13 protein-coding genes are annotated in these 12,986 nt (G+C 49.8%); 4 read left to right on the forward strand and 9 right to left on the reverse strand.

Annotation, left to right across the window (positions count from 1 at the left end):
- The first annotated feature begins 46 nt into the window (after nt 1-46).
- The gene (locus tag ACETK5_RS22705) at nt 47-241 is read left to right on the forward strand and encodes a hypothetical protein (protein WP_326093680.1); all 195 of its coding nucleotides are present in this window, start codon (nt 47-49) and stop codon (nt 239-241) included.
- A gap of 202 nt (nt 242-443) precedes the next feature.
- Here the strand turns inward: ACETK5_RS22705 and ACETK5_RS22710 are convergent, their stop codons facing one another.
- The 8 genes from ACETK5_RS22710 to ACETK5_RS22745 form a co-directional block, all read right to left on the reverse strand.
- On the reverse strand, nt 444-1,691 hold the full coding sequence (locus tag ACETK5_RS22710) for an anti-sigma factor (RefSeq protein ID WP_394058021.1): 1,248 nt from the start codon (nt 1,689-1,691) through the stop codon (nt 444-446).
- On the reverse strand, nt 1,688-2,188 hold the full coding sequence (locus ACETK5_RS22715; RefSeq protein ID WP_394058023.1) for a sigma-70 family RNA polymerase sigma factor: 501 nt from the start codon (nt 2,186-2,188) through the stop codon (nt 1,688-1,690). The genes ACETK5_RS22710 and ACETK5_RS22715 overlap by 4 nt, the downstream gene beginning before the upstream one ends.
- A gap of 202 nt (nt 2,189-2,390) precedes the next feature.
- Entirely contained in the window at nt 2,391-2,585 is a 195-nt protein-coding gene (locus ACETK5_RS22720; protein WP_394058338.1) for a stalk domain-containing protein, read from the reverse strand.
- Nucleotides 2,586-2,730: 145 nt separating this feature from the next.
- Nucleotides 2,731-3,357 carry a phage tail tape measure protein gene (locus ACETK5_RS22725; protein WP_394058025.1) on the reverse strand — a complete coding sequence of 209 codons (627 nt, stop codon included), beginning with the start codon at nt 3,355-3,357 and terminating at the stop codon, nt 2,731-2,733.
- 173 nt (nt 3,358-3,530) lie between these two features.
- Nucleotides 3,531-4,658 carry an ArnT family glycosyltransferase gene (locus tag ACETK5_RS22730; RefSeq protein WP_100539962.1) on the reverse strand — a complete coding sequence of 376 codons (1,128 nt, stop codon included), beginning with the start codon at nt 4,656-4,658 and terminating at the stop codon, nt 3,531-3,533.
- A gap of 151 nt (nt 4,659-4,809) precedes the next feature.
- Nucleotides 4,810-5,040, reverse strand: coding sequence for a hypothetical protein (locus tag ACETK5_RS22735; RefSeq protein ID WP_100539963.1), 231 nt, complete (start codon nt 5,038-5,040; stop codon nt 4,810-4,812).
- A 99-nt stretch (nt 5,041-5,139) separates the two neighbouring features.
- Nucleotides 5,140-6,996, reverse strand: a complete 1,857-nt coding sequence (locus ACETK5_RS22740; protein WP_100539964.1) for a bifunctional diguanylate cyclase/phosphohydrolase — start codon at nt 6,994-6,996, stop codon at nt 5,140-5,142.
- A gap of 268 nt (nt 6,997-7,264) precedes the next feature.
- Complete coding sequence (locus ACETK5_RS22745) at nt 7,265-7,882, reverse strand: DUF5317 domain-containing protein (protein ID WP_100539965.1); 618 nt, start codon at nt 7,880-7,882, stop codon at nt 7,265-7,267.
- Between the two features lie 299 nt (nt 7,883-8,181).
- Between ACETK5_RS22745 and ACETK5_RS22750 the strand changes: the two genes are divergently transcribed.
- From ACETK5_RS22750 to ACETK5_RS22760, 3 genes are all read left to right on the forward strand, one after another.
- Nucleotides 8,182-8,385, forward strand: coding sequence for a cation transporter (locus tag ACETK5_RS22750; protein WP_076322308.1), 204 nt, complete (start codon nt 8,182-8,184; stop codon nt 8,383-8,385).
- Nucleotides 8,386-8,573: 188 nt separating this feature from the next.
- Entirely contained in the window at nt 8,574-9,314 is a 741-nt protein-coding gene (gene nfsA, locus ACETK5_RS22755) for an oxygen-insensitive NADPH nitroreductase (protein ID WP_394058028.1), read from the forward strand.
- Between the two features lie 85 nt (nt 9,315-9,399).
- On the forward strand, nt 9,400-9,660 hold the full coding sequence (locus ACETK5_RS22760) for a hypothetical protein (protein ID WP_394058030.1): 261 nt from the start codon (nt 9,400-9,402) through the stop codon (nt 9,658-9,660).
- A 798-nt stretch (nt 9,661-10,458) separates the two neighbouring features.
- Here ACETK5_RS22760 and ACETK5_RS22765 read toward each other — a convergent pair.
- Nucleotides 10,459-12,774, reverse strand: a complete 2,316-nt coding sequence (locus tag ACETK5_RS22765) for a helix-turn-helix domain-containing protein (RefSeq protein WP_326111406.1) — start codon at nt 12,772-12,774, stop codon at nt 10,459-10,461.
- Nucleotides 12,775-12,986 lie beyond the last annotated feature (212 nt).

The raw sequence follows: 12,986 nt of genomic DNA on the forward strand, positions 1-12,986 counted from the left end.
TTTAGAAGAGCAAAAAAAGAACAGACCATGTTCAAGGAGGACTCTTATGCTGGTTGTTATTGCTATTTTGCAGCTCATTATGATAGGCATTTTGCTGAACATCAACGGGAAGCTGAAGCCGCGAGACTATATTGCTGAAGCGATGGAGAGGGACCGCCGGATCCGGGAGGAGCGGGAGAGGAAGCAGCAAATGGAGTTATGGTCACATGAGGCAAGCGCAGGCAGCGCAGATCATTCATGACCTGAATCATTTATATGAATAACAAAAATCCCGGGCTCAAAATAGGGGAGTCCGGGATAGCTGTTGCCCTTATGTGATTTGCCACATCGTGTGCACGGCTCCCTGTGGTGCACGGTGCGTAGTCGGGGGGAGGCCTGGATGGCTGTTGACATTATTTATGTCAGCAAGCCTGTTGAAGTATACGGCATTCGCCAGAAGACCATCACTGGGTCCAGTTCCACAGCCGCACTTCTCCGACCCGCAGGTCGCGGACCCAGGATACCTCACGCAGGGTCAACAGCTCCTTAACAGGGCCGGTAATGACGGCACCATAGAGACGAACGCCGTTTTGTTCCACGTAAGCTAACGAAGCATCTACGTCAACAAACGGAGCCACCCCGCTGGCAATCAGGTCATACTCTTGCAGCAGCCGCAGCGATTTGATGAAGTGTTCATTCCGCAGTTCCCCGTCTCCATAGGTTTCTATTGAAGGGTAATGTCCGCCGCTGGACACGATTTTGCCAAACCAACCGCGTTTTTCTTCCTTATAGGAGGTAATCGTCAAATCATCATGATGCCAGACGGGATAAGACGGAAAGCCGACAGGATTGGAGATCACATCGTCTCCGCCGCCGAATCGTTCATCCGGTCCGGTATCTACGGCAAACCAGACGGCCTCCATATTCCGGTTCTCGAACTGCTTCAGCAGCTCGTCGGTCGTGAAGAAGCGGTCAAACGATACATAAGCCTCGGCCACGGTACCCTCGGGGAGCTTTTCAAGCCTGGCCCAGTCCCCGCTCTTGGCGGAAGAGGAATCTGGTTGTTCTTTTGACTGTTCTTTACGAGCTTTCTCCGGATCCGCAGACGAAGTCTCCGGTTGACTATTCGGACGGTAGAAAATCTGCGATGAACCCGAGCTGCCATTATTCCAATCCACATCGACGGTGGGCAGCCCGAACAGGAAGTTGACGGTGTATTCGCCGATAGTTACTCGTTCGCTCCCCACCTGTTTGTCCATGTCCCCGTACACTTCCTGACGGAAGAAGGTTCTGACCTGACTGTTTAGACGAACGTCGATATTAGGTTTTGAGATTGAGATGGCGGAAGCAATGGCATCCCGGTATTTATCGTTGCGGCTGGGATCGCCGACCCCGTAAAAAAGCGCCGTAATGATCGAGCTGATGACCAATATAGCCAGAAACGCCGAAATCACGGTCATCGTATTAGAAATCCGAGCTCGCCATTTGCCCCGGCGCACGATTCGCTTTTCTCTCTTGGGCGAAAGGCCGGTCTGATCGTCAGCGGCATGTGGAGGGCTGGCATCGCTCGAACCTTCGTTATCCATCATTTCGTTCACGTAAGACTGGTATTCCTCCAGCTTCTCCATTTCCCGTTCGATTTCGATTTTTTCCTCGTTAGACAGCTTGCCATCTGCATAATCCCTCAGCCGCTGTTTGAATTCTTCGCTCATAAGGTCCCGTCCTTTCGTTTCATTTCCCGCAGCCGCTGTCTGGCCCGAAATAACGTGATTTTGATATGGGATAAGGTGATGTCCATAATATCAGCCGCCTCCTGGTATGAGAACTGATGAAAATCCACCAGAAGCACCGCTTGCCGCTGCTTCTCCGGAATATCGGTTAACATCTGTCCGATTTCTCTTTGGACTTCTTGCTGGAGCAGCGCATTCTCCGGGGTGTTCCGGTCAACCATCTGCTCGAAAAAAACAGCATCCTTGACGATGCTTCGGCTCGCTTTGCGCTGATAATCCACATAAGCGTTATGGGCAACCCGAAATAGCCATGGCTTGATTCGTTCTTCCTTCCAATCCTCGAGATACAGATATGCCCGGTAAAAGGTTTCCTGTACCATGTCTTCGGCCGTATGGTGATCGTAAGAGAGGGAGTATAAGTAACGATAAACGTCTTTCACATAATATTGATAAATCGATTCCAGACTGTTCAGTTTCATGGCCTCCCCTCTATGTAATAACACGTATAACCAGGGCATAAAGTTACAGTTAGGCTGTGAAACATGGTACTGGGCTTTAGCCCGAAAACCGCAAAAGTAAAAGCCCGCCAGGTGAGCGGGCTTCCGATAGAATATGAAGTGCTGCATCGAAAGGGGGAATGCGGTAAATGGTGGGGCTCACGCGCCGTGCAGCATTCGGAAATCACTTGCTGTTCTTGTTTATGTAAGCTGTTGCCTCTCCATTCGAGGATTTGGGAATCATCCCGATCGCATCGGCACCGACAGAGCCGATCTGATATCCAAGCGCTTCCGAGAAGTCCCGCAAGGGGACGTAGAGCTTGTTCTGAATGACAACGGGGGACTCGGACAGCTTGGCTTCCGATCCGTTGACCAGGATTTTGGAATGGGACGGTACGGCTTTTAGAAAACAGCAGCAGCTCCAACGGCCGTGCCGGCTGTCACCGCCACGCCGACAAGAAACGTTTTTTCATTTTATCCTTCCATGGCGGTAGACTTTTACACCATTATATACCAATTCGGCGTTACCTCAATTGAATATCTGGATCCAACACGATAATCCGCTGTTCATCCAACGCGGTGTGCAGCAGTTCATCCTTCAGTTGCTGTGTGCTGGTTATGACGTCAGGCTGGTTTGTCTTCATATCCGTCGTCAGTTTATTCACTAATCGTTCGATCGATAACATATCCCGATATTCCGGCGGAGAGTAGTCTTCCCAGTACTGATCTTCGCTGATGCCCATCGTATCCAGTATGCGCAGGTGCTGTTCTTGCACCTGCCGCGGCTGGGTCTGGAGCGTTTGCCGAAGCGCCTTGGCCCTTTGAATTCCATCCTCCAGACTCGCCGCAACGCCTTGTTCGTCGGCCAATTGAAGCATCAATTCCTTTGTTGCCATTTCTTTAAGAAGCGTGGAGTCATCAGGAAGGGGCGCGGTGCTATGCGCGAGGTTATTCTTATAGGCAATTAAATTGGTATGCGTGATGTAGGTGGAACCGACTTGAATCAGCGCCTGTCCGTTCATAGTGTCGTTCATGCGGTCATTCTGGCCCGAGCGATGCGAAGCATCCGTAAAGAATAGTATGATGCTTACCGTCAGGACGCTTGCCACAGCGATGCTGAGAATGGTGATATATTTACGGTTTATTTTCATACCTACCTGACACCTCTCTTGGCTGGGATATATGAAAACGAAGTTATATTATAGACGTTTCATCAGCCTGAAAGGTTCTGGATAAATATGAAAAAACGCCTGAAGGCACGGATCAAAGTGCTTTCAGACGCAGAAGGCTCATGATGATGGAATGATAGACTTCGCGTTGAAGCTTACTTACGAAGCAGGCGGGTCTTATGTGCATAGATAATCGCTTTGTCCGTGAGAAAAGCAGCGTAGAGGAGCAGGAAGACCGAATAAGGAAATCCGGTACCGTCCAGGCTGGGAACCAACCATTCGGCGGCAATAAAATACAGTAGGGTCAGCAGCACCGGGAGCTGCCGTTTCAGACGATATTTCCAAACCGACCAGATAACGCCGGCAACCCCGGCAAACAGCATGACGAGACGGACGGCGTCCAATGCGGATTGTACGACCTTTCTTGCCTCCTCATTTCCGATCGCTGCTGCATATTTGGAGGTACGGCCGGCAAATATGCTCCGGAAGAGATGAACCAGAGGGTTGCCTTCGATGTATCTCGATTCCAGCCACAGCGAGGCAAGGTTCCACGGACCGGACATATACATCAAACGATTGAACAGCGGGATGTTCAGCCACCATGGAGACAAGATGAGCAAATAACCCGCGCTAATAAGAACGAGCCCGCCAGTTACGATTTTGACCGGACTGCGGTACTTGATCCAAAAGGGAATGAACAGTACAGGGTACAGCAGCGCCTGAAGGTTGTAGCAAGCCATAAGCGCCGTAAGCGCGCCGGCAGCCGCGTACCAGCCAGCCTGCTTCAATTCAAGCGCTCCGATGACGGCGCAAACCAGAAGCAGCATCAAGGTTTGCATGGTCGTATCCGGCAGGATCAGCCGGACTGCGCCGTAAGCCGGCCAGAACAGCGCGTAAATCAAACATGACAGAAAAGCGATTCGCGTATTAAACATGTAGCGGGACAGCACGAAAACCAAGTAGACGGAAATTGCATGAAAGACACATTGGAGCAGCTGGTAGGCAATCAGGGCAGCATCCATGCTTCCGAATAAGGCGGTAAGTCCGGCAATCATAAGCGGCACACCGGGCATGACGCTGGAGGCATGGACTTCCAGGTCTCCACCGGGGTGGCTGATCATGGCCGCACTTTGAATATATCGTTCTTCAATCACGCTGCTTATGCTCGGGGAACGTTCATGAAGACCAGTAAGAACCAGCAGACATGACATAACCAGAACCGCTGCAATCAGTACCAGCAGCATCCTTCGCTGCACACGGTTTAACGTCCATATGGAAAACAAAGGGTCCACTCCACTCTTTTATATAATCTCTAGGGTTCAAATCATCATACATACTCTTATATATTAAAGAAAAAACGATGAAATAAAAAGGCTCCGCCAAAACGGAGCCCATAAGTTCAAGTTAAGCTGCAGCGACAGGGTCAGCCCACTATTAAAAGCCGCTGTGATACTTATCGTTACTGGATGAACGATTCTTTGACGTCCCGTCCCGCTGCTTCTCTTCCTGGCGCTCCAGCCTGGCGTCCTCCATCGGAATGGGGTCCACATGCTGCTCGCTCTCGTGCATATCGAACAGGCTTTCTTGTTCCGTCGGATATTGTTCAGGGTGATCCATGTTGCCGGGACCGTTGTGAAGCGGTAGATCCTTTTTCTTGTCAGCCACCGTTGCTCACCTCATTTATCGTTGTGATACTACCTTTATACCTTATTTGGGGAAGTATCAAACATGAAGAGGTGATAACGGGAGGGGGCATAGGTCTTATTAAGACGTCTCCGAACCGGCTGCAGGCTGCTGCTGCGCTTCTGCTTTGAGTCTTAAATAACGGATAAACAGCTCAACAAGCTCCGGGTCGAATTGCGTGCCCGAGCAGCGGAGCAATTCCTCAATTCCCTCCTCGAAGGTTTTCGTTTTTTGGTAAGGCCGTTCCGTTGTCATCGCGTCAAAGGAATCGATAATGGTCAGCATCCGGCACAGCTTGGGGATTTGGCTGCCTTTGAAGCCGTGCGGATATCCGCCGCCATCATATCTTTCATGGTGCAATTCGATGTAAGGAACCAGTTCCTTGAATTTCTCGTTCGTTTCCGCAATGCGTTTACCCCAGCTGACATGCCGTTTGACGGTTTCCCATTCGCCGGCCGTGAGCTTGTCCCGTTTGTTCAAGATCCCCCAAGGAATCTCCAGCTTGCCGATATCGTGAATGAGTGCGCCGAGTACAAAATTGCGTCGCTCCACACTATCAAGCCCGAGCACTTCGCTGATGTCCATGGCATAGCGGAATACCCGTTTGGAGTGTTTGAACGTATCTACATCTTTATACAAGAACAGCTTCAGCTGCTGCTCAATATCGCGGACATCTTCCGCGAAGTCGATCTCGGATTCTTTTTCGGCGCCGCTCCCGTATACATGCACATTATTCTTACCCTGCTTCTTGGCATAGTACAGCGCCTGATCGGCAAGCTCGACAAGCTGTGACTTGTCATGGATATCAATCCGATAGGACGCAACGCCGGCAGAGAAGGAGAGACACCCGGAGGGGAAAATCTCGACGCCGTCAAAATAGGTATCGTTCAGTTTTTTGCGGAGCCTGTTAATGAAGGAACGGGCCTTATTGTCATCGTAACCCGGCATTAGAATCGTGAATTCCTCACCGCCGAAACGGGAAGCCACCACCTCGGCCGTTTCGGATTCCACCTTGAGGTAATTGCCGAGAAATCCTAGCAGCATGTCCCCTTTCAGGTGTCCGAATTGATCGTTGTATTTCTTGAAATCATCGATATCGATCATAGCCAGCGACAATGGCGTCTCATTAGCCTTGGCTTTCTTGATCTCGTCTTCCAGCAGGCTTTCAAAATAACTGTGATTATACAGGCTTGTCCGTTGATCCTTGATTGCTTTTTCCTGTACTTCGTTATACATCGTGAATAGCTGTTTAAAGGAATAAGAGAGCATCACGCTCAGGCCTATGAATAAGGTGAGACCGAATACGCCGTTATGTACGATAAGAACGGAGAGGACGAGCGACAGTATGAGTGTACTTAAATACACGAGCAGGGTGTCTTTAATGAAGGACTTCAGAATGTCGTATAAAGATCCCCGATATAACAAGTAATAATAAAATCCAAGCAGAAACACGTTAATAATAAAATAGACGAGCAGGGCGCCAAGATAAGCACCAAAATGATCATTGATGATGGGGCCCGGTTGTCCTCCTGCAGCCTTAAAAACAAGCGAGGAACCAACGATCATGAGTGTATATATGGAGAAGTTGACAAAATGCTTCCAAAAAGGGATCTTCCTGTCATACAGTGCTGTTGCTAGAGTATTGAATAGGATTACCGAAAGAGCAAAGGGGGCGCCATATATAAATATGCAAGCTAAATAAACGGAAGAATCCATAGATTGCAAATTACCCTCAGGCGGCAGCTGGAAGGTGAAGTAATTTAATATTAGGGCGGCGCCTAACATTGCATAAACCCATACCCACTGTGAAGGAGAGTAGTATATAAATTCTCCTTGATGTACTAGTAGAAAGGTTATACAGCCCATAAGTGAAATGAACACAAAGTACAGCTGTCCCGGAAGTTCCCTGGAAATCTTAGGACGCTTGAATATGGACATAACGGTTTCTCCTCAATTAAAAAAGCATGGTGTGTATTCTCCACATTTTAAGATATATTGCGTCGCAAAACAACGAAAAAGATGTAAAAAAACAGGCTGAGCATTCCAGCCTGTTTTTTTAGATATTTATGTTATCCCAATCTGTATCCGGAAGTCAGAGCGACAACAACGGAAGCAACGATGATCGCATTCAATACGATGCGGGAATACTTAATTTTATCAGTTTTCTTCATAGTTCTCCCTCCTTTCCAGGTGGTATGATGTATGATTAATTCTGCGGTTCAGCATGTTCAGTCGTATCGGATTTGCGCATTAAGGTTTGAACATTGGTATTCTTCCCGGAAGTCATAAAATGGACAATGTAGAGGAATATACCGATATTCATGATAATATCTCCGATACTGATTACCTGCGTTCTTGGATAGGGTGGAGATAATGGAATGATGTCACCAAGAAGGGACAGGCGGGTAGAAGCGTCCATAAGATAGTGCTTGGTAGTAGCTGTGGCATCCATTAGCATGTCCACATAAACGGGATCCAGCACGGAAGCTGCGCTCATGGAAACGGGCATTCTGCCACCGTTCACTGCCATGACAAGGAAATTCAGAAAGACACCTGCCAAGATGCTGCCAAAACCTTTCTGATCCCGGTTCATCCAGAGAAAGATCATGCCGGCAACATAGATGAACATAAAGACGTAGCCGCTTGCGGCTGCCAACCAATCAGAGTTCACTTGAAAGCGGAATATCAGCAGCTGCACAATCAGGAGTATAGGGAAGATTAAGCCGCCCTTCAGACGAATCTTACTGAATTGCTGCAGTCCATGACGGAGTCCGCCACGTATCAGTCCGACAATTAACCCGAGTATAATGCCGTCAAATACCATGATAGAATTCCTACTTTCATAGTTCATTATCTCTGTAATTAAGATAGTTCGACAGCGAATTGGAAATTCCTTCAACAAAAATCAAATTTTATGAAAAAATTGTAAGGGTCTGATAAAAAGCTTGTCCCTTCCTGTATGAATCTAATGAATTATGTACATTATAACAGATTAAAAGGATAAATCTTCCTACTTTTTTCGTGTTTCTGTTGCAGAAAAGAGCAAATTCTTGAACTTTACATACCTATGGGGGGTATAGTAAGGTTAAATGGTACAACATTATATGATAGGAGGACGACAACATGAAACAAGTGACATTGACAGTGGAAGGCATGTCCTGCAACCATTGCGTGAACTCGGTGGAAGGCGCGCTGAAGAATGCGGGAGCTTCTGGTAAAGTTGATCTTGCATCCAATACAGTGGCCGTCGAATACGACGAAACCAAGGTCAGCCTTGAAGCATTGAAAGAAGCGATTGAAGAGCAAGGCTACGATATCGTGTCCTAACGAAAGATTCCATGGAATAATCCAAAGCCGCGAGTTTTGGCTAAAATAGGAGCCGGCTGCTGAAGGCGATCGACAGCAAGCCGGTTTTTTTGCGCTTCGGTCGCTGGTCGTCTTAAGCTTGCACTGCCCAAGCCGAAGTTTCATAATAGATGGAACAATTCTTTAAGAGCCTAAGGAGTGGATACCCGATGAATGATACCATATCACTTCTGATGAACCATCGATCGATTCGTAAATATTCGGATCGGCCCGTGTCCGAGGAGCAGCTAAGGACAGTTGTGGCAGCAGGTCAGATGGCATCAACCTCAAGCAACGTCCAGGCATACAGCGTGATTGCCGTTACCAATCCGGAGAAGAAGCAGCGGTTGGCCGCTTTAGCGGGAAATCAGGCGTATATTGTGGAATGCCCGGTATTTCTGGTGTGGTGCGCGGATCTGTATCGTTTGAAAAAAAGCGCAGAGGCGCACGCGGTTGATCAAGAGACGTATGAAGATTCGACCGAGAATTTCATCGTGGCCACAGTGGATGCCGCTTTGGCTGCGCAGAATGCCGCGATTGCTGCGGAATCGCTTGGTCTTGGCATCGTGTACATAGGTGGGGTCCGCAACTCCATTGCCGAATTCTCCGAGGCTTTGGAACTGCCGGAGCTGGTCTATCCGGTATTTGGCATGTGCCTGGGCTACCCGGATCAGGAGCCGGGGCTTCGTCCGCGGCTTCCGGTGGAGGCTGTTTTGCACCGCAATAGCTACAATCGTGCGGCTATAGAAGAAGTGAGGAACTACGATCGAACCTCTTCCGAATACTTGTCCCTGCGTACCCATGGCAAAAACAACACGCCGTGGTCGGCGCTTATGGCTAAACGCCTGACAGAGCCGGTAAGGCTGCACATGAAGGACTTTCTGAAGGGGAAGGGCTTTATGGGGCGTTAGACATGAATAGAGAAAGCGGGTACGGCGCTCTCGTAAAACAATAGAGAGAGCGGGTACGGCTGCTCTGTGGGAATCTCCGGAGGGCATGGCTCTAGGAACTAAGCCCGGCCTCGGAACCAGGCTTGGCCCCGAAACCAAGCCCGGCTGGCGTGGGATTGGTGGCGTGGGGGACGCAGTGTTCCGAGAGTTTGCCGTAGCTTCCAGCTGCAAGCCGGAACGAGTTATGGCCCGGCAGCGTAACCAAGCCCGGCTGGCGTGGGATTGGTGGCGTGGGAGACGCAGTGTTCCGAAAGTTTGCCGTAGCATCCAGCTGCAAGCCGGAACGCGTTACGGTCCGGCCGCGTAGCAAGCCCGGCTGGCGTGGGATTGGTGGCGTAGGGGACGCAGTGTTCCGAAAGTTTGCCGTAGCTTCCAGCTGCAAGCCGGAACGCGTTACGGTCTGGCAGCAGCAGGATCGGACCTCAGATCCGTTATTTTCGCTATGGGCTCGTTTTTGCCGATCTATCGGACACCCGTTCCGTTAATTAGCGTATAATCCGAAAAATAAGGGCCATATTCGGTGAATAACGGACCTCATGTCCGTCACCATTCGAGAAATGGTGCTTTTGATCAAAATAAGGTCCGCTGAGTCCGCTAAAATATGCAACTCGCTAAGCGTGCCGCCATGTACGACGTTTGAACGCAAGTCATAACATAGGAAGCGTGCCGCCATGTATGACGCTTGAACACAAGTCATAACACAGGAAGCGTGCCGCCATGTACGACGCTTGAACGTAAGTCATAACATAGGAAGCGTGCCGCCATGTACGACGCTTGAACGTAAGTCATAACATAGGAAGCGTGCCGCCATGTATGACGCTTGAACGCAAGTCATAACATAGGAAGCGTGCCGCCATGTACGACGCTTGAACGCAAGTCATAACATAGGAAGCGTGCCGCCATGTATGACGCTTGAACGTAAGTCATAACACAGGAAGCGTGCCGCCATGTACGAGCTTGAACGTTGTCATAACATAGGAAGCGTGCCGCCATGTACGAGCTTGAACGTAACTCATAACACAGAAACGGGGCTGTCCCAAGGGACAGCCCTTTTTTCAGTCTGCCCCTATTATACGGAGATTGCTGATCAGGATGACATGCCGAGTCATTTGCCGATGCCCTGCTGACGGTATTGTCCGGGCGTGATCCCTTCCAGCTTCTTGAACATTCGATTGAAGTAGGGAGGCTGATATCCTGCGGCTTCCGCAATCTCGTGAATGCGAAGATTGGTGGTCAGCAGCAGTTCTTTGCAGCGGTTCATGCGCACGGTGGTCAAGTAGTCTATATAATTCGTGCCCGTCATCTGCTTAAATGCTTTGCTCAGCTGGGATACACTGACACCGGCTTCCATGGCCATGGTATCCAGGGACAGGTCTTGCATCCCGTTTTGCTCGATTTGCTCCAGTACGTTTTCGACCAGCGATTTCATGGAGCTGTTGAAGTTCTTGGTTAACTGATCGAGGTAGGGTTCGATGATTTCTTTCTGGAACCAGGTCACGCATGCCTTCGGATCCCGAAGCAGGGACAGCTGTTCCTGCAGATTGGAGAAATCGTACACCTGGTATGGATTCAAGCCAGCCTGCAGCATAGACCGGTGAACGCTGGTAATTAACCGCATGAGGCCGTGGTGGACATGCCACTCCGAGCCTCCTCCGGCTTGAAGCGCCGTTACGAAGCGGCTTAGGGAGCGCAGCGCATCCCCTTGAAGCCCAAGATTCAAGGTGTGAATGAAATCCTGCTCCAATTCCAGCGGAAAGTCGATCCAGTCGTTTTTCTGGGAAAGCACGGTTTCTGCTTCCAGCAGCTGACTGCCCGCGTCAAAGGAGCGGTAATGCAGCGCCCGCTTGGCCTGTTCAAGAATATGGGGAACATCGGTCCAGGTTGAGCTTGGTCCGCCTAATACGATGGTTGCCGACATGCGGAGTGTATCGCGCAAAGCCCGCATGACCTGATCGCACAGCTGCCTCATCATACGCGTCTGTTCATCGGCTTTATGGGAAGCCGGAACGATCAAGATGACGCCGAAGGAGCCGTCGAAGAAGTTGATGGGATGCATATATGCGCTTATGTCCTCTGCCAGCTCCTGGATCACGTTCAGAGCGGCATAGGTGAGAAGATGCTGGTCATTTTCCGTCAGCGGCGTCCGATCCTCACCGTGGGTATGCTGCTGAAGCACGATGGCCGAGAACTGTTTATCGGTAATGTCAAGATCCATCTCCTGCAGCTTGAGCACGTATTCGGGCTCCGTCAGGTGGGCGGCTTGTCCACTCAAAAATTGATTGATATAAGCCTCCCTGATCGCGGGCAAGGATCGCTTCCACTGGCTTTGCAGCGTATCATGCGAGAACCGGTACTGCTTCCACTCGTGTTCAATATAATCCAGCTCATTGTATCGCGAGCTCGGTTTGGCCTGATCGCCCCCAATCATATTCAGCATCTTGCGAATAGGGCGATACATGCTCTTAGAGGCAAACCAGCTCACAGCCAGTGATGCCGCGAGCGCAAAAGCAAAGCAAATCAGAATGATATGGGTGTACGGCTTCGTTGGAGCAATGATCTTGGATTGCGGCGTGCCTGAAACATAGGTCCAACTTTGCTGCATCTTTTCGAATTGAACGGTATTCACCAGCAATACATCCTGGTCGACCGGAACCTTCAACCGCAAATTCGCACTCCGGGCATTCTCGGGAAGCTTCAGCTGCTCCTGAATCGCGCTCATCGCCTTCGGCATGCTGCGGCTCATCCCCGACTCCCCGATGACATGACCATGGTCGTCCAGCAGGAACGAGAGATTCTCGCTATTGCGAATGACGTGCAGCTTCGACGGATCAATATAGATGACGATCGCGCCGTAGGGTGTATGACCGTTGAAGGGAAGTCGCATGACAAGCGCATGGGAAGATTTGTCCTTGTTAAAAGGCCGCTCCAGGTCATGGACCCAGAACATGTCCGTATCTCCTTCCATGAGCTTGTTGAAGTTTAACGCATCCTGTTCCTGATTCAGCGTCCGCAGCCCGAGATCAGGCTCCATGATTTTATTTTGCTTTTTGATATAGAGATAGACCTGATCCACCAGGGGATCGGCATTCTCCACCAGGTTCAGCGTACTGAACAGCTCGTTTGTCTCCTCGATATTCGATACAAAGTCCATATCGGACAAGGAAGGCTTGAAATGGGGTTTCACCACCATATTGAGGGCGTAGTGGACCAACTGGGTGAATTGCTCGTCTACTTGTCTCGCAGCGTCAACCAAAGCTTCCTCGTTCCGCTGCTGATATTGGTTAATCATATGCTGGTTGCCCACATAAAGGTAAACGGCCGTTATGGCCGAGATGGGGAGGCATGTTAACAACACGGCAAGCGCGATGCTTCTCCAATACATAATACCTTTGAAAACGGATTCAGGATTCTGTTGCCTCATTACTTTAACCCCCTGTTGGCATAAACAAATCAAAGGCTTGATCGAAACGAGCCGGTAAATGATTACATACTATCATAGCGAAAGAGTGGATGAGTTGAAAAGATCATATCTTCCCAATTGAGGTCGGTCAACGTTAGCGATTAACCGAATCGGACGTTCATTCGCCGTGGAAAAAAAGTGCAATGCAAGGAAACGAAAGGTTCCTCAATACC

The organism is Paenibacillus ilasis, from assembly GCF_043195395.1.
Classification (GTDB): Bacteria; Bacillota; Bacilli; order Paenibacillales; family Paenibacillaceae; genus Paenibacillus_AQ; species Paenibacillus_AQ lautus.

Coding starts and splice junctions, on each gene's coding strand:
- ACETK5_RS22745 (WP_100539965.1), bottom strand. CDS start 7,882: ATGGTATTTGACGGCATTATACTCGGGTTAATTGTCGGACTGATACGT.
- ACETK5_RS22740 (WP_100539964.1), bottom strand. CDS start 6,996: ATGTCCATATTCAAGCGTCCTAAGATTTCCAGGGAACTTCCGGGACAG.
- ACETK5_RS22750 (WP_076322308.1), top strand. CDS start 8,182: ATGAAACAAGTGACATTGACAGTGGAAGGCATGTCCTGCAACCATTGC.
- ACETK5_RS22765 (WP_326111406.1), bottom strand. CDS start 12,774: ATGAGGCAACAGAATCCTGAATCCGTTTTCAAAGGTATTATGTATTGG.
- nfsA (WP_394058028.1), top strand. CDS start 8,574: ATGAATGATACCATATCACTTCTGATGAACCATCGATCGATTCGTAAA.
- ACETK5_RS22725 (WP_394058025.1), bottom strand. CDS start 3,357: ATGAAAATAAACCGTAAATATATCACCATTCTCAGCATCGCTGTGGCA.
- ACETK5_RS22705 (WP_326093680.1), top strand. CDS start 47: ATGCTGGTTGTTATTGCTATTTTGCAGCTCATTATGATAGGCATTTTG.
- ACETK5_RS22715 (WP_394058023.1), bottom strand. CDS start 2,188: ATGAAACTGAACAGTCTGGAATCGATTTATCAATATTATGTGAAAGAC.
- ACETK5_RS22760 (WP_394058030.1), top strand. CDS start 9,400: ATGGCTCTAGGAACTAAGCCCGGCCTCGGAACCAGGCTTGGCCCCGAA.
- ACETK5_RS22710 (WP_394058021.1), bottom strand. CDS start 1,691: ATGAGCGAAGAATTCAAACAGCGGCTGAGGGATTATGCAGATGGCAAG.